The sequence below is a fragment of the Streptomyces sp. NPDC002884 genome, from assembly GCF_040295245.1.
Taxonomy (GTDB): domain Bacteria; phylum Actinomycetota; class Actinomycetes; order Streptomycetales; family Streptomycetaceae; genus Streptomyces.
In genome coordinates this window covers 197,434-217,289 of the sequence record NZ_JBEOVB010000008.1, presented here as the reverse complement: position 1 = coordinate 217,289, position 19,856 = coordinate 197,434, and the positions used below count along the sequence as shown (strand labels likewise).

At 69.3% G+C, this 19,856-nt stretch carries 21 protein-coding genes; 10 read left to right on the top strand and 11 right to left on the bottom strand.

Features of this window, described 5'->3' with window-relative positions:
- Positions 1–76: 76 nt before the first annotated feature.
- The 3 genes from ABT070_RS19325 to ABT070_RS19315 all read right to left on the bottom strand — a co-directional run bounded on the left by ABT070_RS19325 (position 77) and on the right by ABT070_RS19315 (position 2,839).
- Positions 77–1,108 (bottom strand): alanine racemase, encoded by a 1,032-nt coding sequence (locus ABT070_RS19325; RefSeq protein ID WP_351761897.1) that lies wholly within the window; start codon positions 1,106–1,108, stop codon positions 77–79.
- Positions 1,109–1,192: 84 nt separating this feature from the next.
- Entirely contained in the window at positions 1,193–2,314 is a 1,122-nt protein-coding gene (gene femX, locus ABT070_RS19320) for a peptidoglycan bridge formation glycyltransferase FemX (protein ID WP_351761895.1), read from the bottom strand.
- Between the two features lie 213 nt (positions 2,315–2,527).
- Positions 2,528–2,839 (bottom strand): hypothetical protein, encoded by a 312-nt coding sequence (locus ABT070_RS19315; RefSeq protein ID WP_351761893.1) that lies wholly within the window; start codon positions 2,837–2,839, stop codon positions 2,528–2,530.
- Between the two features lie 285 nt (positions 2,840–3,124).
- Between ABT070_RS19315 and rpsF the strand changes: the two genes are divergently transcribed.
- The 4 genes from rpsF to rplI all read left to right on the top strand — a co-directional run bounded on the left by rpsF (position 3,125) and on the right by rplI (position 4,890).
- Positions 3,125–3,415, top strand: coding sequence for a 30S ribosomal protein S6 (rpsF, locus tag ABT070_RS19310; RefSeq protein WP_006604399.1), 291 nt, complete (start codon positions 3,125–3,127; stop codon positions 3,413–3,415).
- A 78-nt stretch (positions 3,416–3,493) separates the two neighbouring features.
- The gene (locus ABT070_RS19305) at positions 3,494–4,105 is read left to right on the top strand and encodes a single-stranded DNA-binding protein (RefSeq protein ID WP_351761891.1); all 612 of its coding nucleotides are present in this window, start codon (positions 3,494–3,496) and stop codon (positions 4,103–4,105) included.
- A gap of 83 nt (positions 4,106–4,188) precedes the next feature.
- Complete coding sequence (gene rpsR / locus ABT070_RS19300) at positions 4,189–4,425, top strand: 30S ribosomal protein S18 (protein ID WP_020130672.1); 237 nt, start codon at positions 4,189–4,191, stop codon at positions 4,423–4,425.
- A gap of 18 nt (positions 4,426–4,443) precedes the next feature.
- Positions 4,444–4,890: a 50S ribosomal protein L9 gene (gene rplI / locus ABT070_RS19295; protein WP_020130673.1), complete on the top strand. Its 447-nt coding sequence runs from the start codon at positions 4,444–4,446 to the stop codon at positions 4,888–4,890.
- A gap of 167 nt (positions 4,891–5,057) precedes the next feature.
- Here rplI and ABT070_RS19290 read toward each other — a convergent pair whose 3' ends face one another.
- Positions 5,058–6,395 (bottom strand): MATE family efflux transporter, encoded by a 1,338-nt coding sequence (locus ABT070_RS19290; protein WP_351761888.1) that lies wholly within the window; start codon positions 6,393–6,395, stop codon positions 5,058–5,060.
- Positions 6,396–6,854: 459 nt separating this feature from the next.
- Here ABT070_RS19290 and dnaB point away from each other — a divergent pair, with 459 nt between their 5' ends.
- Positions 6,855–8,333: a replicative DNA helicase gene (dnaB, locus tag ABT070_RS19285; protein WP_351761885.1), complete on the top strand. Its 1,479-nt coding sequence runs from the start codon at positions 6,855–6,857 to the stop codon at positions 8,331–8,333.
- Positions 8,334–8,392: 59 nt separating this feature from the next.
- Positions 8,393–9,778 carry a serine hydrolase domain-containing protein gene (locus ABT070_RS19280; protein ID WP_351761883.1) on the top strand — a complete coding sequence of 462 codons (1,386 nt, stop codon included), beginning with the start codon at positions 8,393–8,395 and terminating at the stop codon, positions 9,776–9,778.
- Positions 9,779–9,853: 75 nt separating this feature from the next.
- Here the strand turns inward: ABT070_RS19280 and ABT070_RS19275 are convergent, their stop codons facing one another.
- Together ABT070_RS19275 and ABT070_RS19270 are read right to left on the bottom strand one after the other, a co-directional pair.
- Complete coding sequence (locus tag ABT070_RS19275; protein WP_351761881.1) at positions 9,854–10,306, bottom strand: GNAT family N-acetyltransferase; 453 nt, start codon at positions 10,304–10,306, stop codon at positions 9,854–9,856.
- A gap of 10 nt (positions 10,307–10,316) precedes the next feature.
- Positions 10,317–10,790, bottom strand: a complete 474-nt coding sequence (locus tag ABT070_RS19270; protein WP_351761879.1) for a MarR family winged helix-turn-helix transcriptional regulator — start codon at positions 10,788–10,790, stop codon at positions 10,317–10,319.
- 143 nt (positions 10,791–10,933) lie between these two features.
- Between ABT070_RS19270 and ABT070_RS19265 the strand changes: the two genes are divergently transcribed.
- Positions 10,934–12,160 carry an MFS transporter gene (locus tag ABT070_RS19265; RefSeq protein WP_351761877.1) on the top strand — a complete coding sequence of 409 codons (1,227 nt, stop codon included), beginning with the start codon at positions 10,934–10,936 and terminating at the stop codon, positions 12,158–12,160.
- A 71-nt stretch (positions 12,161–12,231) separates the two neighbouring features.
- Positions 12,232–12,651: a GlcG/HbpS family heme-binding protein gene (locus ABT070_RS19260; protein ID WP_351761874.1), complete on the top strand. Its 420-nt coding sequence runs from the start codon at positions 12,232–12,234 to the stop codon at positions 12,649–12,651.
- 70 nt (positions 12,652–12,721) lie between these two features.
- Here ABT070_RS19260 and ABT070_RS19255 read toward each other — a convergent pair whose 3' ends face one another.
- Positions 12,722–13,588, bottom strand: a complete 867-nt coding sequence (locus ABT070_RS19255) for a GNAT family N-acetyltransferase (RefSeq protein WP_351761872.1) — start codon at positions 13,586–13,588, stop codon at positions 12,722–12,724.
- Between the two features lie 211 nt (positions 13,589–13,799).
- Here ABT070_RS19255 and ABT070_RS19250 point away from each other — a divergent pair, with 211 nt between their 5' ends.
- Positions 13,800–14,432 (top strand): HAD family hydrolase, encoded by a 633-nt coding sequence (locus ABT070_RS19250; RefSeq protein ID WP_351761870.1) that lies wholly within the window; start codon positions 13,800–13,802, stop codon positions 14,430–14,432.
- A 427-nt stretch (positions 14,433–14,859) separates the two neighbouring features.
- On the top strand, positions 14,860–16,464 hold the full coding sequence (locus ABT070_RS19245) for a globin domain-containing protein (protein WP_351761868.1): 1,605 nt from the start codon (positions 14,860–14,862) through the stop codon (positions 16,462–16,464).
- A 40-nt stretch (positions 16,465–16,504) separates the two neighbouring features.
- On the opposite strand, the gene ABT070_RS19240 is transcribed toward ABT070_RS19245, so the two are convergent.
- The 4 genes from ABT070_RS19240 to ABT070_RS19225 form a co-directional block, all read right to left on the bottom strand.
- Positions 16,505–16,987 (bottom strand): NUDIX domain-containing protein, encoded by a 483-nt coding sequence (locus ABT070_RS19240; RefSeq protein WP_351761866.1) that lies wholly within the window; start codon positions 16,985–16,987, stop codon positions 16,505–16,507.
- A gap of 88 nt (positions 16,988–17,075) precedes the next feature.
- A complete protein-coding gene (locus ABT070_RS19235) occupies positions 17,076–17,981 on the bottom strand; it encodes a LysR family transcriptional regulator (protein ID WP_351761864.1) in 906 nt (301 codons plus the stop codon).
- Between the two features lie 228 nt (positions 17,982–18,209).
- Positions 18,210–19,367 carry a cystathionine gamma-lyase gene (locus ABT070_RS19230; protein WP_351761862.1) on the bottom strand — a complete coding sequence of 386 codons (1,158 nt, stop codon included), beginning with the start codon at positions 19,365–19,367 and terminating at the stop codon, positions 18,210–18,212.
- Positions 19,364–19,855: a low molecular weight protein-tyrosine-phosphatase gene (locus ABT070_RS19225; protein WP_351761859.1), complete on the bottom strand. Its 492-nt coding sequence runs from the start codon at positions 19,853–19,855 to the stop codon at positions 19,364–19,366. Before ABT070_RS19225 ends, ABT070_RS19230 begins: the two co-directional genes overlap by 4 nt.
- Position 19,856 lies beyond the last annotated feature (1 nt).

Genomic DNA, 19,856 nt, shown 5'->3' with positions numbered 1-19,856 from the left:
AGAACGACGGAAAGGCCGTACACGGAGTCTGCGTGTACGGCCTTTCCCCTTGCTGCGTTTCTTCGGCGCTCGCGCCTCAGCGGTCCACGATCCGGTCGAACTGTGTGGTGGTGTGCCGCAGATGGGCCACGAGTTCGTCGCCGACGTGCGGCTCCGGCGCGTCCGAGGGCACGAACAGGATGGACACCTGCATGTGCGGCGGCTCGGCGAACCAGCGCTGCTTGCCGCCCCAGACGAACGGGGAGAGGTTCCGGTTCACCGTGGCGAGGCCGGCCCGGGCGACGCCCTTGGCGCGCGGCATGACGCCGTGCAGGGCCTTGGGGGCCTCCAGACCCACCCCGTGCGACGTACCGCCCGCCACGACCACCAGGAAGCCGTCGGAGGCCGCCTTCTGCTGCCGGTAGCCGAAGCGGTCGCCCTTGGCGACCCGCGTGACGTCGAGGACGGCACCGCGGTACTCGGTGGCCTCGTGGTCCCCCAGCCACAGCCGTGTGCCGATACGGGCGCGGAAGCGGGTCTGCGGGAACTGCTGCCGCAGCCGGGCGAGTTCGTCGGCCTTGAGGTGGCTGACGAACATTGTGTGCAGCGGCAGGCGGGCCGCGCGCAGCCGGTCCATCCAGCCGATGACCTCCTCGACGGCGTCGGAGCCGTCGGTGCGGTCCAGCGGGAGGTGGATGGCGAAACCCTCGAGCCTGACGTTCTCGATGGCGGCGTGCAGCTGCGGCAGGTCCTGCTCGCTGATGCCGTGCCGCTTCATCGACGACATCACCTCGATGACCACCCGAGCGCCCACGAGGCCGTACACGCCGTCGACCGAAGACACCGAGCGTACGACCCGGTCGGGCAGCGGGACGGGCTCCTCGCCGCGCCGGTAGGGCGTCAGTACCAGCAGGTCACCGCCGAAGAAGTCCTTGATGCGCGCGGCCTCGTACGTCGTGCCGACGGCCAGGACGTCCGAGCCCAACCGGGTGGCCTCCTCGGCCAGCCGGTCGTGTCCGAAGCCGTAGCCGTTGCCCTTGCAGACCGGGACGAGTCCCGGGAACTGCTCCTGCACGTGCTTGTGATGCGCCCGCCAGCGCGCGGTGTCGACGTAGAGGGTGAGCGCCATGGCCGGACCTGGGACCTTTCTCGTGGCTGCGGTGTGGGGAAACGCGTCAGAGGTGTCAGAGGTATCGAATCACTGAACGTGACGTCAGCGGCGCGACATGTAGATGTCGAGAGCCTTGTGGAGCAGCTTGTTCAGCGGGAAGTCCCACTCGCCGAGGTACTCCGCGGCCTGTCCGCCGGTGCCGACCTTGAACTGGATCAGGCCGAAGAGGTGGTCGGTCTCGTCCAGCGAGTCGGAGATGCCCCGCAGGTCGTAGACGGTCGCGCCGAGCGCATAGGCGTCGCGCAGCATCCGCCACTGCATCGCGTTCGAGGGCCGGAACTCACGGCCGATGTTGTCGGACGCGCCGTAGGAGTACCAGACGTGGCCGCCGACGATCAGCATCGTCGCCGCCGAAAGGTTCACGCCGTTGTGGCGGGCGAAGTACAGCCGCATGCGGTTGGGGTCCTCGGTGTTGAGGGCCGACCACATGCGCTGGAAGTACGAGAGCGGGCGCGGCCGGAAGTGGTCCCGCAGAGCCGTGATCTCGTACAGCCGCTGCCACTCCTCGAGGTCGTGGTAACCGCCCTGGACGACCTCGACACCGGCCTTCTCGGCCTTCTTGATGTTGCGGCGCCACAGCTGGTTGAAGTTCTTGTGGACCTCTTCAAGGGAACGGTTCGCCAGCGGCACCTGGTAGACGTAGCGCGGCTGGACGTCGCCGAAGCCGGCGCCGCCGTCCTCGCCCTGCTGCCAGCCCATGCGGCGCAGTTTGTCGGCCACCTCGAAGGCGCGCGGCTCGATGAAGTCGGCCTCGATGTCGCGCAGTCTCTTCACGTCCGGGCTCTGGATGCCGGCCTTGATGGAGACGGCCTCCCAGCGGCGGATGATCACCGGCGGGCCCATCTTCACCGAGAACGCGCCCTGTTGCTTGAGGTGCGCGAGCATCGGTTCCAGCCACTCGGTCAGATTCGGCGCGTACCAGTTGATGACCGGGCCCTCGGGCAGATAGGCCAGGTAGCGCTTGATCTTGGGCAACTGGCGGTAGAGGACGAGACCTGCGCCGACCAGTTCACCGGTCCGCTCGTCGAACCAGCCGAGGCTCTCCGAACGCCACTCGGCCTTCACATCGGCCCAGGCCGGAACCTGCATGTGGCTCGCCGACGGCAGGCTCTGGATGTATGCCAGATGCTGCTCGCGGCTGATCGTCCTCAGGGTCAGGCTCATTCCGGGCGCTCCTCGGGCTGGTGTGTCCCCATGGGTACAGGGGCTCCGGCTCTCGCGCCGAAGCCTACTGCGCCTTGCGAGCGGCCTGACTGGGCGTACGGAACCTGCGCCCCGGCCCGCGCGCGGCCGGGGCGTTCCGTCCGGGTTCGTAGGTGTCCTACGTGTCTTCCGGCGCGGCCGGTGTCCGTGGTGCGGGCACCGGCGCCGGTCGGGTCACCAGACTCCGCCGAAGAGGCCGCCGTGGGCCATCCCGATGAAGAAGCCGAAGGCCGCGGCACCGAGACCCAGGATCAGACCGAAGCGCTCACGGGTGGTCTCGGAGATCCACTGTCCGTACGCGCCGGTCAGGATTCCCACCAGTCCGGCCCAGGAGCTGAGCAGATGGAGGCTGTGGAAGAACGACGTGATGAAGGCCGTCACCCCGAGCACCAGCGTCACTGCCAGCAGGGTGTCCTGGATTGGATGGGCTTTGCCGTCGGTGGCGAAGAGAGATCCGGCGGTATTGGGTCGCAATGCCTGTGCCATGTGGCACCTCCTGCGGAAGGCGGCGCATCGTAGCGCCATACACACCCGACGTGTACAGACTGACGGTCATCCACGCCGGATTTCAACCGGAAGCGTGTGTGCAGGTACTCTGTACCCTCTGCACCGGTGTCTGCCCTGGCATGCCAGGGAGTCCGTCCAGCTGAGAGCGGGGAAGTCGCACGTCGACCCCCATTGTCAGTGGCGGCCGATACCGTTGCGTACGCATCACAACCCTCCTGCCACGGATCGACCGTGGCCGCTGAGTCCAAAGGAGGTGGGTTCCACATGCGTCACTACGAAGTGATGGTCATCCTCGACCCCGATCTCGAGGAGCGCGCTGTCTCCCCGCTGATCGAGAACTTCCTCTCCGTCGTCCGTGAGGGCAACGGAAAGGTGGAGAAGGTCGACACCTGGGGCCGTCGTCGTCTCTCGTACGAGATCAAGAAGAAGCCCGAGGGCATCTACTCGGTCATCGACCTTCAGGCCGAGCCTGCGGTCGTCAAGGAGCTCGACCGCCAGATGAACCTGAACGAGTCGGTCCTCCGGACCAAGGTCCTCCGTCCCGAGACCCACTGAGCTCTCCCGCTCAGCTGATCTCGGGATTCTGAGTAGCAGCACCAGCAGCCAGCAGCAAACCCGCCGAGAGGTTCCCCCATGGCAGGCGAGACCGTCATCACGGTCGTCGGCAATCTTGTCGACGACCCCGAGCTGCGCTTCACCCCCTCCGGTGCGGCGGTCGCGAAGTTCCGTGTCGCGTCCACTCCCCGCACCTTCGACCGCCAGACGAACGAGTGGAAGGACGGCGAGAGCCTGTTCCTGACCTGCTCGGTCTGGCGTCAGGCGGCGGAGAACGTCGCGGAGTCGCTCCAGCGAGGCATGCGCGTCATCGTGCAGGGCCGGCTGAAGCAGCGGTCCTACGAGGACCGTGAGGGCGTCAAGCGCACGGTCTACGAACTGGACGTCGAGGAAGTCGGCGCCAGCCTGCGCAGTGCCACGGCCAAGGTCACCAAGGCCTCCGGCCGCGGTGGCCAGGGCGGCCAGGGTGGTTACGGCGGCGGCGGCGGTGGCGGCCAGCAGGGCGGCGGCTGGGGTGGAAACTCCGGCGGCGCTCAGCAGAGCGGCAGCGCTCCCGCCGAAGACCCCTGGGCCACCGGCACTCCCGCCGGCGGCAACCAGGGCAGCGGCGGCGGTGGCGGCGGCTGGGGTGGAAACTCCGGCGGCAGCAGCGGTTCCGGCGGCGGCTACTCGGACGAACCCCCCTTCTAGGCCGGTCGGGCCCGGGTCTCCGGGCCGACCGAGTCGAGGGTGGGGGTCGTACCCCAACTTCTTGATCACACAGGAGAAACACCATGGCGAAGCCGCCTGTGCGCAAGCCTAAGAAGAAGGTCTGCGCTTTCTGCAAGGACAAGGTCACGTACGTGGACTACAAGGACACGAACATGCTGCGGAAGTTCATTTCCGACCGCGGCAAGATCCGTGCCCGCCGCGTGACCGGCAACTGCACGCAGCACCAGCGTGACGTCGCCACGGCCGTCAAGAACAGCCGTGAGATGGCGCTGCTGCCGTACACCGCCCAGGCGCGATAAGGGAAGGGTGACCGAAAAATGAAGATCATCCTCACCCACGAGGTCTCTGGCCTCGGTGCCGCCGGCGATGTCGTCGACGTCAAGGACGGTTACGCTCGCAACTACCTGATCCCGCGGAATTTCGCTATCCGCTGGACCAAGGGTGGCGAGAAGGACGTCGAGCAGATCCGTCGTGCTCGCAAGATCCACGAGATCCAGACCATCGAGCAGGCCAACTCTGTGAAGGCCCAGCTCGAGGGCGTGAAGGTCCGTCTGGCCGTGCGCTCCGGCGACGCCGGTCGTCTCTTCGGTTCCGTCACCCCGGCCGACATCGCTTCCGCGATCAAGGCTGCCGGTGGCCCCGAGGTCGACAAGCGCCGCATCGAGCTCGGCTCGGCGATCAAGACCCTGGGCGCCCACGAGACGTCCGTGCGTCTGCACCCCGAGGTTGCCGCCAAGGTCAACATCGAGGTCGTCGCGGCCTGATCGCTGCGTTTGGCTCGAAGAGCTGAGAAGGGGCCGCACCCCATGGGGTGCGGCCCCTTCTGCTTGCTTGTTTCACGTGAAACGCCCGTCCTGAACGGCTGGTCGCTTCTGCGGCCGTCTCTCGCGGTCGTCTCACGTGACCGACCGTTTCACGTGAAACCGTCCGGTCAGCGGGTGGCGCCGGTGACGATCCAGCGGCCGGAGCGGGCACGCAGCCAGAGGGTCAGCATTCTGACCGCCATCATCAGCGTCATCGCTCCCCACACCGCGGTCAGGCCACCGCCGAGAACCGGCACCAGCAGGGCCACCGGAGTGAAGACCGCCAGGGTGAGCACCATCGCCCAGGCGAGATAGGGGCCGTCTCCTGCACCCATCAGCACACCGTCGAGTACGAAGACGATGCCGCAGATGGGCTGGGAGAGCGCCACCACCAGAAGAGCGGGCAGCGCGGCCTCCTTCACCGCGGGGTCGCTGGTGAAGAGCGGCAGGAACAGAGGTCGGGCGATCACGACCAGCAGGCCGAGGACGGCACCCACAGCGATGCCCCACTGGACCATGCGGCGGCAGACGTCACGGGCGCCCTGGGCGTCGTCGGCACCGAGATACCGTCCGATGATGGCCTGCCCGGCGATGGCGATGGCGTCGAGGGCGAAGGCCAGCAGGCTCCACAGGCCCAGAGCGATCTGGTGCGCCGCGATGTCGTCGTCCCCGAGACGGGCGGCCACGGCAGTGGCGATCATCAGAATGGTCCGTAGCGAAAGCGTACGGACCAGCAGGGGAACCCCGGCCTGGGCAGAGGCTCTGATGCCGGCGGCGTCCGGCCGCAGAGACGCGCCATGGCGCCGGGCTCCGCGGACCACCACGGCGAGGTAGACCAGGGCCATGCCCCACTGGGCGATCACGGTGCCCCAGGCGGAGCCGGCGATCCCGAGACCCGCGCCGTAGACGAGGCCGACGTTCAGCGCGGCGTTGGCGACGAAGCCGGCGACGGCGACGTAGAGCGGTGTCCTTGTGTCCTGGAGTCCACGCAGGACACCGGTCGCGGCCAGCACGACGAGCATGGCCGGGATCCCGAGTGCCGAGATGCGCAGATAGGTGGTCGCGTAGGGAGCGGCGGTGTCGGAGGCGCCGAAGAGTTCCACGAGTGCCGGCGCGGTGGGGAGGGTGGCCGCGATCACGGCGGCGCCGAGGAGCAGAGCCAGCCAGATGCCGTCCATGCCCTGACGTATGGCAGCCGGCAGGTCGCCGGCGCCCACACGGCGCGCCACGGCGGCGGTGGTGGCGTAGGCGAGGAAGACGAAGACGCTGACTGCTGTCATGAGAAGCGCGGACGCGATGCCGAGTCCGGCCAGTTGGGCGGTGCCCAGATGGCCGACGATCGCGCTGTCGGCCATGACGAAGAGCGGCTCGGCTACGAGCGCGCCGAAGGCCGGGACGGCCAGGGCGACGATCTCTCGATCGTGCTGCCGGCGGACGGCCTCGGGGGGCGCGGGAGCCTGTGTCATGACCACCAATCTAATCGTCCACAGGTAAGAGATCCAGTCGCCATGTGACCCTTACTTCCCCTTGGGCCGCGTATCCTCTCGCGCGTCGTTCGAAGAGATCTTGGTCCGACCGGGCAACTTTTTCTTCTGCACAGCCGGTGGATGGGGAAAGTGCAGGTCAGCGAAGCTTCGCAAGAAAAGTCGAGGGCTTGTTCACAACGCTGTCCACCGGGTCGTGCACAGGTTTTGTGGAGTTCTCCACAGCATCGGGGCCGTCGTCCACATGGCCTGTGGATAACCAGATTGGCTGACGGTGCAGACGGGCCTACCGTGGTCCGGCACCCGCTCCGTCCGTCGGCCGAGGAAACCCTCATAAAACCGACGCGTCACAACCGGAGTTGGCGCTCTCAATTGTCAGTGCCGTGCCGTAGAAAAGAAGGCATGGCGAGGTCCGCTCGGCGGACGGGAGGAGGTTGCTCGGTGAGCATTTCCGAGCCCTTGGACGACCCGTGGGCCGACAGCGGGCCCAGTGATCGTCTGCCTCCTGCCCGGCGGCGCGGCGAGGGAGGGCGCGGTCGTGACGAACAGCACGACCGCGGCCGGGACAGCGGTGAGTGGGAAGGCGGTGGGACCGCCTTCGAGCGGGTACCGCCGCAGGATCTCGACGCCGAGCAGTCCGTCCTCGGCGGCATGCTGCTGTCCAAGGACGCCATCGCCGACGTGGTCGAGGTCCTCAAGGGCCACGACTTCTACAAGCCCGCGCACGAGACCATCTACCAAGCGGTCCTGGACATCTATGCCAAGGGCGAGCCGGCCGACCCCATCACGATCGCCGCCGAGCTCACCAAGCGCGGCGAGATCAACAAGGTCGGGGGCGCGTCCTATCTGCACACCCTCGTCCAGACGGTGCCGACAGCCGCCAACGCCGAGTACTACGCGGAGATCGTCCACGAACGCGCCGTGCTGCGCCGCCTGGTCGAGGCCGGCACCCGCATCACGCAGATGGGATACGCGGGCGACGACGACGTCGACGAGATCGTCAACCGCGCCCAGGCCGAGATCTACGCGGTCACCGAGCAGCGCACCAGCGAGGACTACCTCCCGCTCGGCGACATCATGGAGGGCGCCCTCGACGAGATCGAGGCGATCGGCTCGCGCAGCGGCGAGATGACGGGTGTGCCCACCGGGTTCACGGACCTCGACTCGCTCACCAACGGTCTGCACCCGGGTCAGATGATCGTGATCGCGGCACGTCCCGCCATGGGCAAGTCGACGCTCGCGCTGGACTTCGCGCGCGCGGCGTCGATCAAACACAACCTGCCCAGCGTCATCTTCTCCCTGGAAATGGGGCGCAACGAGATCGCGATGCGTCTGCTGTCCGCCGAAGCCCGCGTCGCCCTGCACCACATGCGTTCCGGCACCATGACGGACGAGGACTGGACCCGCCTGGCGCGCCGGATGCCCGAGGTGTCCTCCGCGCCGCTGTACATCGACGACTCCCCGAACCTGTCGATGATGGAGATCCGGGCCAAGTGCCGCCGGCTGAAGCAGCGCAACGACATCAAGCTCGTGATCATCGACTATCTCCAGCTGATGCAGGCCGGTGGTTCCAAGCGCTCCGAAAGCCGTCAGCAGGAGGTCTCGGACATGTCCCGTAACCTCAAGCTGCTGGCCAAGGAGCTGGAGGTCCCCGTGATCGCGCTCTCGCAGCTCAACCGTGGTCCCGAACAGCGCACGGACAAGAAGCCGATGGTGTCCGACCTGCGTGAGTCCGGCTCCATCGAGCAGGACGCGGACATGGTGATCCTGCTGCACCGTGAGGACGCCTACGAGAAGGAGTCCCCGCGCGCGGGCGAGGCGGACATCATCGTCGGCAAGCACCGTAACGGCCCGACGGCCACGATCACCGTCGCCTTCCAGGGCCACTACTCGCGCTTCGTGGACATGGCGCAGACCTGATCCGGCGCCCCGGGCGAAATGAGCTCGACGCCGGCCGCGCGGGCGGATGGACTGGGCCCATGACAACACCTCAGGAAGAGCTGCTTCCCGGCACCCGTCGGGCGCTGCTGCACCGGATCGCCGTGGCCCAGGCCGAGGGACGGGCCCCGTCGCTGGTCGCCGCGGTCGTACGGGACGGACGGGCCGTCTGGCACGGGGCGCGGACCTCGGTGGACGGGCACGCGCCGGACGAGAACGTGCAGTACCGCATCGGCTCGATCACCAAGACGTTCACCGCCGTGCTCGTGCTGCGACTGCGCGACGAGGGAGTGCTCGACCTCGAGGACCCGCTGGAGAAGCATCTGCCAGGGACCGGCGCGGGGGAGGCCACGGTGGCCGAACTGCTCGCCCACACCGGTGGGTTGGCGGCCGAGTCGCCCGGCCCCTGGTGGGAGCGGACCCCGGGTTCGCTGCGGCCCGGGCTCGCCGACGTCCTCGGCGACCAGGCGGCCCCGTTTCCGGCCGGCCGACGTCACCACTACTCGAACCCCGGCTACTCACTCCTGGGCGCTCTCGTGGAAGAGCTCCGCGGGGCGTCCTGGGAAGAGGTACTGCGACGGGAAGTTCTCGAACCTCTGGGTCTCGACCGTACGAGCGTCCGATCGCAGGCACCGGCCGCAGGCGGCTGGGCGGTCCATCCCTGGGCCGACGTGATGCTGCCCGAGCCTGCCGAGGACTTCGGGCGGATGGCCCCGGCGGGCCAGCTCTGGTCCACGGCCGGCGACCTCGCGCGCTTCGCCGCCTTCCTGGCGGGGGGTGACGACCGTGTCCTGAGCGCGGAGACCCTGCGCGAGATGTGGACTCCCGCGGGACCTGCGGGGCTGCCGGACGTGGCGGACGGAGCTGCCTATGGACTCGGGCTGCAGATCCAGCACCGGGACGGCCGGTTGCTCGTGGGTCACTCCGGCTCGGTGCCGGGTTTCCTGGCCACCCTCACCATCGGTGTGGCGGACGACGTGGCCGCGGTGGTGCTCGCCAACTGCACGTCCGGGCTCATGACGTCCCAGGTGGCAGCCGACCTCGTGCGGATCGTCGCCGAGGCAGAGCCGCGGATTCCCGAGCCGTGGCGTCCGCTGACGGAGGTGGACCCCGCCGTTCTGGAGCTGGCGGGCCCGTGGCACTGGGGGACCAGCCCCTTCGCCCTGCGGGTGACGGCCGACGGACTGCTTTCCCTGGGGCCGTCGTCCGGCGGCGGCAGGCGCTCCCGCTTCAGGCCGAACGGGGACGGTACCTGGACCGGCCTCGAGGGCTACTACGCAGGAGAGCTCCTGCGGGCCGTACGGCGGCCTGACGGGAGCGTGGACCACCTGGACCTCGGGTCGTTCGTGTTCACGCGTCAGCCGTACGACGAGCGGGCCGCTGTGCCCGGTGGCATCGACGCGGAGGGCTGGCGCGGCATCGGCTAGCCGCCCACGACAAGGAAGCGCCCTGTTTCACGTGAAACAAGGCGCTTCTGTTCGGGCCCGGGGCCTTCGGGGTCTTCAGAGCTGGAGCTTGAAGCCCACGTGCGAGGCGACGAAGCCCAGGCGCTCGTAGAAGCGGTGGGCATCGGTGCGGGTGCTGTCGGAGGTGAGCTGTACCAACTGGCAGTTCTCGCGCCGGGATTCCTCGATCGCCCACTCGATGAACCGCGTACCCAGGCCACTGCCGCGCTCGTCGGCGTGCACCCGCACGCCTTCGATGACCGACCTGGTCGAGCCGCGCCGGGACAGGCCCGGGATGATCGTCAGCTGGAGCGTCCCGACGACGCGTTCCTCGCGGACGGCGACGACCAGACGCTGGTTCGGGTCGGCGGTGAGTCGTTCCAGCGCCGCCAGATAGGGGCTGAGATCGTCCGGCGACTCGCGCTGTGCACCCAGTGGGTCGTCCGCGAGCATGCCGACGATCGCGGGGATGTCCTCGGCGACGGCGGCCCGTATTTCAAGATCTCCCATGTCCGCAACCCTATGTGCCCAAGGCCGCGACGGGTGCGTTCAGTGACTCCACGACCCGTACCAGCGGGGCCAGTTCCGCGTTTCTGGCGGCTTCGTCGAGTGCCTCGCGCAGAGCGGCGTCGTTGGTCGGACGGGCTGCGGCGAGCAGCTTCAGCCCGGCTTCGGTGACGTTGGTGTAGATGCCACGGCGGTCGGTGGGGCACAGGTAGCGCTCGAGCAGCCCGCGGTCCTCGAGCCGGGTCACCAGCCGGGTGGTCGCGCTCTGGCTGAGGACGACGGCGTCGGCCACCTGCTTCATCTGCAGATGTCCCCCGGTGCCGTCGTGCTGCCGGCTGAGCACGTCGAGCAGGGAGTACTCGCGCACGCTCAGGTCGTGCCGGGTCTGTAGCGCGCGCTCGATGTGGGCCTCGATCCTCCCGTGCAGCAGGGAGAGGGCGCACCAGCCCTGGGCGAGAGCGGTGAGCGCGGGGTCCGTCGCAGTCATGGGGATTCTCCTCCGTCCCGGAGCGGCTGACACCAGGATAGAGCAACCCCGCAATATACGGCGCTTGCGTATAGCCCGCGTGTGCAACTATTGTGGACGCACGCAAAGCGCATCTGCAATCGTCTGGGAAGGTGTTACCCCCTATGCCTCTCGCGCTTCTGGCCCTCGCGATCGGGGCCTTCGGAATCGGCACGACCGAGTTCGTGATCATGGGTCTGCTGCCCGAGGTCGCGGGCGACTTCGGGGTCTCCATCCCCACAGCCGGCTTCCTCGTGACCGGCTACGCGCTCGGTGTCATGTTCGGCGCGCCGCTCATGACGGTCCTCGGCACCAAGGTCTCCCGCAAGCGAATGCTGATGGTGCTGATGGGCCTGTTCATCGTCGGCAACCTGCTGTCCGCCGTCGCCCCCTCGTTCGGCGTGATGCTGATCGGCCGCGTGGTCGCCTCACTCGCCCACGGCGCCTTCTTCGGCATCGGCTCGGTCGTCGCCGCAGATCTGGTCGCCCCCGACAAGAAGGCCGGGGCCATCGCGATGATGTTCACCGGCCTCACCGTCGCCAACGTGGTGGGCGTTCCGCTGGGCACTCTCATCGGGCAGAGCGTCGGCTGGCGCGTCACCTTCGCCGTCGTCGCCGTGCTCGGCGTCGTGGGCCTGTCCGGCATCGCCAGGCTCGTGCCCGAGATGCCGCGGGCCGAAGGAGTGCAGCTGCGGCACGAGCTGGCCGCCTTCAAGAACGTCCAGGTGCTGCTCGCCATGGCGATGACCGTCCTCGGCTTCGGTGGTGTCTTCGCGGCCATCACCTACATCGCGCCGATGATGACGCACGTGGCCGGCTTCGCCGACGGATCCGTCACCTGGCTGCTGGTCCTCTTCGGGCTCGGCATGGTCGGCGGCAACCTCGTCGGCGGCAAGTACGCCGACCGCGCGCTGATGCCGATGCTGTACGTCTCTCTGGGCGCCCTGGCGGTCGTCCTGGCGCTCTTCACGGTCACTGCCCACAACAAGGTCCTGGCGGCCGTCACGATCGCCGTGATCGGCGCCCTGGGCTTCGCCACCGTCCCGCCGCTCCAGAAGCGGGTCCTGGACCAGGCCCACGGCGCGCCGACGCTGGCGTCGGCGGTGAACATCGGTGCCTTCAACCTCGGCAACGCGCTGTCCGCCTGGCTCGGCGGCCTCGTCATCGCCGCCGGAGCGGGCTACACCGCCCCGAACTGGGTCGGCGCCGCCCTCGCCGCGGGCGCCCTGCTCCTCGCCGTCCTCTCGGCCGCGCTGGAGCGCCGCGACAAGGCCTCCGGTGCAGCCGACGCCCCCAGCGCCGTCGTCGCCGGTGGAGCCCCCGCCGAGCGGCAGACAGCCGTCCAGCGGTGAGACCCGCCGGTCACCCGGACCTCTACCGACCTCGTCAGACCTCAGCACCCTCGCAAGGAGAAGCACCCCTCATGAGCACCACCACCGTCGCACCCCTGACCATCCAGGACGCCGAAGCCCTCGTCACGGCCGCACGCCGTGCCGCCGAGGCCGCCCAGGTCACGGTCAGCGTCACCGTCCTGGACGCCGGCGGCCACCTGCTGGCCTTCCGGCGCGACGACCGGGCCGTGCTGATCTCCGGGGAGACGAGCACGCGCAAGGCGTACACGGCGCTTCAGCTGAACGCCCCCACCGCCGACCTCGTCGAGGCCGTACAGCCCGGCGGCCCCTTCCACACCCTGCCTACCGCCCTCGACCGGCCGCTGCTGTTCATTGCGGGCGGGGTGCCGGTGCACCGCGCCGGCCGTCTGATCGGCGCGATCGGGGTCGGGGGCGGCGCACCGGAGCAGGACCACGGCTTCGCCACGGCCGCAGTGGAGACGCTGGCCTGACCTGTCGCGTCCACGACGAACGCCGGTTTCCGACTTTCATGGGAACCGGCGTTCCTCGTGTCTCGCGGCTTCAGCCAGCCGCCACCGTCAGCGGAGCGAACCGGCGGCGCCAGTCGCCCGGCAACTCCGTGATCCCGTGGGTCATCACGGCGTTGAAGGCAATGGGCTCCAGGCCCCGGGCCTTCACCCACTCCAGCAGTTCCTCGTGCCGTACGTCGATGTCGGTGCGCAGCGGCCGGTCGGTGCGGGCGGCGAGCGAGGCCAGCAGAGCCTTCGCGGTCTTCGTGTCCCTGGCGATCAGCGGCCCCACGACCTGGGTGTCCATGTTGGGCCAAGCGGCCGCGTAGCCGATGATCCGGCCGTCGTCCTCGGCGACCCGCAACTGGTCGGTGAAGGCGGGCAGACGAGCGATCACCTGCGTCCGATCGGCGCCGAAGACCTCCTCGTCGAGCCGGAGGATCGCGGTGAGGTCCTCGGCCGTGGCCGCACGCGTGACGGTGTCCGGCGCCGTGTCGTCCGGCGTGAATCGCCCCCGCACCATTTCCGCCCGGCCCGTGGCCTTGAAGCCCAGCTCCTCGTAGAGCGGACGGCCGTTCGGTGTGGCGTGCAGGGTCAGCGGGGTGGTGCCCATCAGGGAGACGATGTGCCGCATCAGCCGCCGGCCGATGCCCTGCCGGGCGTACCGCTCGGCGACGAGGACCATGCCGATGGCGCCGAGGGTGGGCCGGCGATGCGGGCCGTACTCGGTGACGACGCAGGCACTGACGAGTCCACCGTCGGGGGCGTCGATGCCGTAACCCCTGCCGGCCGTAAGGAGCAGGCCCCACTTGTGCTCCTCGCGCGGCCACCCCCGGTCCTCGGACAAGTCGGCGCAGGCGGTGAGATCGCGGTGCGTCAGACGACGGATGGGCAGAGCGGTGAGGGAAGGAGTCGGCACGCAGGTCAGGCTGTCCGACCCGTACCGCCGACGTCCACCTGTTTCCCCTGGGATGTGGGTGCTTCTGGCCATGTCATGGCCCATCGATCAGGGCTCATTTCCCACCCCATGCGACGGCAGCGCGGGAGTGTTTCACGTGAAACAGGGACGAACGGCAGCCCGCGAAAAGCCCCGTCAGGGAGGTGTCAGGCCTGCCCGTTAGCCTCGGGCCATGGCGAGACTTCACCTTTTCGACCTGGACGGCACGCTGCTGCACGGGACGTCCGCTCCTTTGGAGATCTCACGTCAACTCGGTCTGGAGGCCGAGACGGTGGTGCTGGAGCAGTCGATCTCGGCAGGATTGATCGGGCCGCCGGAGTACGCGTCGCAGGTGTACGACCTCTGGACGCAACTCACCGAGGAGCATGTGACGGCGGCGTTCGAGGGTGCGCCGTGGCTGGCACGTATCCGCGATGTCTGGGCGGAGATAAGGCGCAGAGGGGAGTACTGCGCGGTCGTGTCGCTCTCGCCCTCCTTCTTCGTGGAAAGACTCACTGGCTGGGGCGCCCACGCGGCTTATGGATCCCGATTCCCGGCGGTCCCTTTCACCGAGCCGATGGACCCGGCGGGAGCGCTGAACGCGGCGGCGAAGGTGCTGATCGCCGACCGGCTCTGCGCGGAGTTCAAAGTGACGAGGGACGACTGCGTCGCATACGGCGATTCGCTCTCCGACAAGGATCTGTTCGGGGTCGTACCGGTCTCCGTGGCGGTCAACCCGGACCGCCATCTGGCGGGCCTCGCGACCCACTCCTACGTGGGGAAGGATCTGTGGGACGCCTATGAATTGGTGCGCCACGACCGCTGATTGACGAGTACGTGCGGTTCGCGTGCCGAGCGGGTTCCGGGGACGGAAGGGGGGCACTTGTGCCGCGGACGGCGGCCGGTATGGTCGACTCCGGTTCGCTTTCGGAACGAAGTGCGCGCGACGCGGTGCATACATTCCGCGCGAACCGAGAACAGGGCAACGCAGCCTAACGGGACGGAGAGATCGAAGACCCGCATTTCCGGTGATGCGACCGAGGCGCCCGGACCGGATGGGATGCTGCGGTGAGAGTGCCGCCCCATCTCGCACACCCGCCTCACCTGCGGGTGCGGAGGGGAAATACGGATGGACCGTGGCGGTCCTGGTCGTGGAACCGAACGGAAAACCAAGCCGTCTGCGGGGTAAGCAGGCACCTTCCGATCCAGGAAGTGCGCAGACCGACCGAAAGATGTTCGAGGCGAGGCACACCATGGACGCTCCGACCAGCAGGTCGGCCGACAACGGCACGTCCGGCGGCGGGGACGGATGGTTCACACCGCACAAGCAGCCGGAGCCGGCTCCACGGGGCGAGCAGGGGGCTTCTGAGGGACGGCGCCTGGCCGCGCTGCGCCCGGTGGGCCGCAATGCGGCCGACTCCCACGGTGGCGCGCCCCAGGGCGGCACCACGGACACCGAGCGCCGAACGGACCCGGACCCGGACCCGTCGACCTCCGACGTCCCGCAGGGCCGCGACGAGCCTCGTACGCCTGCCCAGCAGCAGACGTCCATGCAGCCGCCGCGGTCGCCACAGCTGCAGTCGCAGCCGCCGCAGCAGTCTTCGCAGCCGTCGGTGTCCGCGGAAGTGTCCATGTCCGCGCAGCGGGCCGTGCCGGCCGAGCCCCGTTCGGCCGTGCGGCAGTACACCGCGTCGCCCGTCGATTCCCTGGTGCCCGTTCAGCGGTCGACGCCCGGCGGCAACGTGTCGCCGGACGCCGTCCTCGTCCGGCGGACGATGGCCGAGGTGGCCCCGGTGGCAGACAAGGTCACGTCGTACTTCTACGCGCTGCTGTTCGTCCGCCATCCCGACCTGCGCTCACTGTTCCCACCCGCGATGGACGCCCAACGGGACCGGCTCCTCAAGGCGCTGCTCACCGCCGCCGAGCACATGGACAACAGAGCGGTCCTCGTCGAATACCTCCAGAACCTGGGCCGTGGTCACCGCAAGTACGGCACCAGGGCCGAGCACTACCCGGCCGTCGGCGAGTGCCTCATCGGCGCGCTGAGCAAGTACGCGGGTGCCGTGTGGAACGCCGAGACGGAGGCGGCCTGGGTCCGGACGTACACCACGATCTCCCAGGTCATGATCGACGCGGCGGCCGTGGACGAACTGCGCGCTCCGCCCTGGTGGTACGCGGAGGTCGTCACGCACGACCTCAGAACACCGGATGTGGCGATCCTCACCGTCCGCCCCAACCAGCCCTACCCCTTCCGCGCCGGGCAGTACACGAGCCTGGAGACGCCTTGGTGGCCGCGGATCTGGCGGCACTACTCCTTCGCCTCGGCGCCACGCTCCGACGGGCTGCTGGCCTTCCATGTGAAGGCCGTCCCCGCGGGCTGGGTCTCCAGCGCTCTGGTGCACCGCGCCCGGCCCGGCGACGTCGTCCGGCTCGGTCCGCCGGCCGGTTCCATGACCGTCGACCACACCAGGGACAGCGGGCTGCTCTGTCTGGGCGGCGGCACCGGCATAGCCCCCATCAAGGCGCTGGTCGAGGATGTCGCCGAACACGGCACCCGGCGCCCGGTCGAGGTCTTCTACGGCGCGCGCAGCGACCACGACCTGTACGACATCGACACCTTGCTCCGGCTCCAGCAGTCGCACCCCTGGCTGGAGGTCCGCCCGGTGGTCGACCGGCACGGTCTGCTCCAGTTGCCCGACGCGATACGCGCCTTCGGGCCCTGGGCCGAGTACGACGCCTATGTCTCCGGCCCGCCCGGCATGATCCGCAGCGGAGTGGACGCCCTGCGCGGCGTCGGCATTCCCGAGGAGCGCATACGCCACGACTCGGTCGAGGAACTGGTCGCAACCGGAAGCTGACACGGAGCCCCACAGGACGTCCCGGGCCCGGATCAGGCCCTCAGCCGAGGTCGGGTGCGTGCATGGCGCGGACGCCCTCGATATTGCCGTCGAGGTAGTGCCGCAGGGACAGCGGCACGAGGTGGACGGAGGCGATCCCGACCCGGGTGAACGGCACGCGGACGATCTCGTACTCGCCGGCGGGTTCCTCGATCTCGGGGCCGTGCCGCAAGGCCGGGTCCATGGACTCCAGACGGCAGACGAAGAAGTGCTGCACCTTCACGCCGGTCGCGCCCCCGTCATCACCGATGTGCTCGACGGTGTCGACGAAGCAGGGCACCACGTCGGTGATCTTGGCGCCGAGTTCCTCGTGCACCTCGCGGTGCAAGGCGTCCACCACGGTCGCGTCGTCCGGTTCGACCCCGCCACCGGGCGTGACCCAGTAGGGATCCACACCGGGCTTGGTGCGCTTGATCAGGATCAGATGGTCGCCGTCCAGCAGAACGGCTCGTGCGGTGCGCTTGACCACGGGTCGGACGGTCATGGGAGAAATGTGGCCCGGCTGGTTCCACGTGAAACATCGTGAGAGGTCACCGGAGGAGATCATTCCCTGCCATCGGGTGGAAACCGGGTCAGTACCAGGCGGTGGCCGCGCCCAGCAGCCATTCGTGGGCCCGGGCGATATGTGGCGTCGCCAGCGTTCCTGTGCGCGCCACGAGAACGTACGTCCGGAGCGGCGGCACCGCCGGCTCGTGCAGCGCGACGATGTCACCGCGCTCCAGAGCGGCCGCGCACAGATAGCGGGGCAGGACCGCCAGACCGGCGCCCGAGACAGCACACGCGAGGACCGCGCGCAGGTCGGGCACGATGACGGTGCCCGAGGCGGCGGGGCGGGAGTCGAAGACGGAGGCCCAGTAGCGGGAGACCAGGGGCAGGGACTCGTGGACCTCGACGACCGGGAGGTTCTCCAGCGCGGACGCGCCCTTGAGGCACAGCCTCCCGGCGTCGATCCGCTCGTCCCACTGCGGGGCGGCGACCAGGACGTGCTCCTCGTCGCACAGCGGTGTGGCCGTGAGGAGCGTCCCGCGCGGTCGCGCCGTGCTGATGGCCAGGTCGTGATGGCCGGCAGCCAGGCCCTCCAGGACCTCCTCGGCGTTTCCGAAGGAGGCGCGCAGGGCGTACCCCTGGCCGTCGTCGCCGGACAACTCGGTGAGCGCGGGAAGGGCACGCTCGGCGGTGAATTCGGGCGGACCGGCGAGGTGCAGCGTCCGCACGGCGGACTCGTCGTCGGGCCCGGTCCCGGCGATCTCCACCAGGGCGTCGAGATGGGGGGCGGCCTTGTGGGCGAGCTCGTCGCCGATGCTCGTCGGCGTCACGCCGCGGGCCTGCCGTAGGAACAGCGGGCGGCCCAGCTGTCGCTCCAGGGTGCGGATCTGGGAGGTGACGGCCGGCTGTGACAGTCCCAGCAGAGCGGCGGCGCGAGTGAAGGAACCGGCCCGGTGCACGGTCACGAAGGTGCGCAGCAAGGCCAGATCCACGGAGCGTCCTTCCTTTTCCCCGCCTTCCTCCAGCTCCGAGGCGGGGCCCAACTATAAATAAGTCGATAGGTCTCAGTCGCTACTGTGATTGGACACTGACACAGAGTCAACTAGCCTTGTGCGCGCGGTTCTTCGCGCGCAGAACCGAGGACGGTCCGAGCCACGAGGGGGGAGGCTCGGACCGTCCGTCGTCCTTGTCGGGACCCTGGTGGGGGGTCGGTAAGGCGGTCACCGCGCCGACTCCTCCAGCGCACGCAGCACGTCCGCCACCAGGTCCTCGGGGTCCTCGGCGCCGACGGACAGCCGGATGAAGCCCTCCGGCACCGCGTCCCCGCCCCAGCGCCCGCGCCGCTCCGCGGTGGACCGCACTCCACCGAAGCTCGTCGCGTCGTCCACGAGCCGCAGGGCGTCGAGGAAACGCTCGGCACGCGCGCGCGTGGACAGCGTGAAGGAGATCACGCACCCGTAGCGACGCATCTGCTGCGAGGCGACCTTGTGCGAGGGGTCGTTTGCCAGCCCCGGGTACCGCAGCCCGCTCACCTCGGGCCTCCCCCGCAGTGCCTCGGCCACGACCATGGCGGTGGTGTTCTGCCGCTCGACGCGCAGCTGGAGGGTGGCGATCGACCGGTGCGCGAGCCAGGCCTCCATGGGCCCGGGGATCGCCCCGACGATCTTGCGCCAGCGGCGTACGGCGGTCATCGGCGTGCCGGCCCGCCCGGTGACGTAGCCGAGGAGGACGTCGCCGTGGCCCGTGAGCTGCTTGGTGCCGCTGGCCACCGAGAAGTCGGCGCCGAGTTCCAGCGGGCGCTGCCCGAGCGGGGTGGCGAGGGTGTTGTCCACGGCCACCAGCGCCCCACGCGCGTGTGCCGCCTCGACGAGCCGCCGGATGTCGCACACGTCGAGGCCCGGGTTCGAGGGGGACTCGATCCACAGCAGCTTCGCGCCGTCCAGGACGTCCAGCTGGGCGTCGCCGCCGGTCGGCGCGGTGCGTACCTCGATGCCGTACGCCTCCAGCTGCGCGCGCACCAGGGGCAGCACCTGGTAGCCGTCGTCGGGCAGCACGACGGCGTCCCCGGCCCGCAGCTGGGAGAACAGCACCGACGAGATCGCGGCCATGCCGGAGGCGAAGACGAGCGTCTCGACGTCGTCCCGGCCCGGTGCCTCGAGCTCGCCGATGGCGTGTTCCAGGTGGGTCCAGGTCGGGTTCTCGTCACGGCCGTAGGTGTACGGGCCCGTGGGCTCGCCCGGCAGATGGAAGTGCGCTGCGAACACCGGCCCGGGAAGGGTCGGCTCGTACTTCACCGGCTCGGGCAGCCCCGCCCGCACCGCGCGCGTGCCCTCGCCGGGGCCTCCGGAAAGCTCTCCGTCGGTAGCGGATCCGCTCATGCCACTTGTCCTTCCACGTCGTCTCGTACGGCGGCGAGCAGACCGGCGCTCGCCCCCTCCACCATCTCAAGGCACTCCTCGAAGCCGCTCAGGCCCCCGTAGTAGGGGTCGGGGACGTCGAGGTCGCCGGCTGCCGCGGGATCGTAGGACCGCAGCAGCCGTACCTTCGCCGCGTCCTCCTTCGTGGGTGCGAGGAGGCGCAGGGCCTGGAGATGGCCGGAGTCGAGGGCCAGGACGAGGTCGAGGCGGGCGAACCAGGACGGCTCGAAGCGCCGGGCCGTGTGGTCGAGGGCATATCCGTGCTCCTCCAGGACCGAGAGGGCCCGCGGATCGGCGTTCTCGCCCTCGTGCCAGTCGCCCGTGCCGGCGCTCTCGACCTCGATCAGTTCCTCGAGACCGGCGTCGTCCACGCGCGCGCGGAAGACCGACTCGGCCATCGGCGAGCGGCAGATGTTGCCGGTGCAGACGAAGCAGACGTGGTAGGTCATC

Excerpts from the sequence above, each read along its gene's own strand:
- rpsF (WP_006604399.1), top strand. The coding sequence starts at position 3,125 with ATGCGTCACTACGAAGTGATGGTCATCCTCGACCCCGATCTCGAGGAG.
- ABT070_RS19230 (WP_351761862.1), bottom strand. The coding sequence starts at position 19,367 with ATGAGCGGATCCGCTACCGACGGAGAGCTTTCCGGAGGCCCCGGCGAG.
- ABT070_RS19290 (WP_351761888.1), bottom strand. The coding sequence starts at position 6,395 with ATGACACAGGCTCCCGCGCCCCCCGAGGCCGTCCGCCGGCAGCACGAT.
- ABT070_RS19265 (WP_351761877.1), top strand. The coding sequence starts at position 10,934 with ATGCCTCTCGCGCTTCTGGCCCTCGCGATCGGGGCCTTCGGAATCGGC.
- ABT070_RS19250 (WP_351761870.1), top strand. The coding sequence starts at position 13,800 with ATGGCGAGACTTCACCTTTTCGACCTGGACGGCACGCTGCTGCACGGG.
- ABT070_RS19225 (WP_351761859.1), bottom strand. The coding sequence starts at position 19,855 with ATGACCTACCACGTCTGCTTCGTCTGCACCGGCAACATCTGCCGCTCG.
- rplI (WP_020130673.1), top strand. The coding sequence starts at position 4,444 with ATGAAGATCATCCTCACCCACGAGGTCTCTGGCCTCGGTGCCGCCGGC.
- ABT070_RS19275 (WP_351761881.1), bottom strand. The coding sequence starts at position 10,306 with ATGGGAGATCTTGAAATACGGGCCGCCGTCGCCGAGGACATCCCCGCG.
- ABT070_RS19315 (WP_351761893.1), bottom strand. The coding sequence starts at position 2,839 with ATGGCACAGGCATTGCGACCCAATACCGCCGGATCTCTCTTCGCCACC.
- ABT070_RS19280 (WP_351761883.1), top strand. The coding sequence starts at position 8,393 with ATGACAACACCTCAGGAAGAGCTGCTTCCCGGCACCCGTCGGGCGCTG.
- ABT070_RS19245 (WP_351761868.1), top strand. The coding sequence starts at position 14,860 with ATGGACGCTCCGACCAGCAGGTCGGCCGACAACGGCACGTCCGGCGGC.
- ABT070_RS19260 (WP_351761874.1), top strand. The coding sequence starts at position 12,232 with ATGAGCACCACCACCGTCGCACCCCTGACCATCCAGGACGCCGAAGCC.
- femX (WP_351761895.1), bottom strand. The coding sequence starts at position 2,314 with ATGAGCCTGACCCTGAGGACGATCAGCCGCGAGCAGCATCTGGCATAC.
- ABT070_RS19325 (WP_351761897.1), bottom strand. The coding sequence starts at position 1,108 with ATGGCGCTCACCCTCTACGTCGACACCGCGCGCTGGCGGGCGCATCAC.
- ABT070_RS19270 (WP_351761879.1), bottom strand. The coding sequence starts at position 10,790 with ATGACTGCGACGGACCCCGCGCTCACCGCTCTCGCCCAGGGCTGGTGC.
- rpsR (WP_020130672.1), top strand. The coding sequence starts at position 4,189 with ATGGCGAAGCCGCCTGTGCGCAAGCCTAAGAAGAAGGTCTGCGCTTTC.
- ABT070_RS19240 (WP_351761866.1), bottom strand. The coding sequence starts at position 16,987 with ATGACCGTCCGACCCGTGGTCAAGCGCACCGCACGAGCCGTTCTGCTG.
- ABT070_RS19305 (WP_351761891.1), top strand. The coding sequence starts at position 3,494 with ATGGCAGGCGAGACCGTCATCACGGTCGTCGGCAATCTTGTCGACGAC.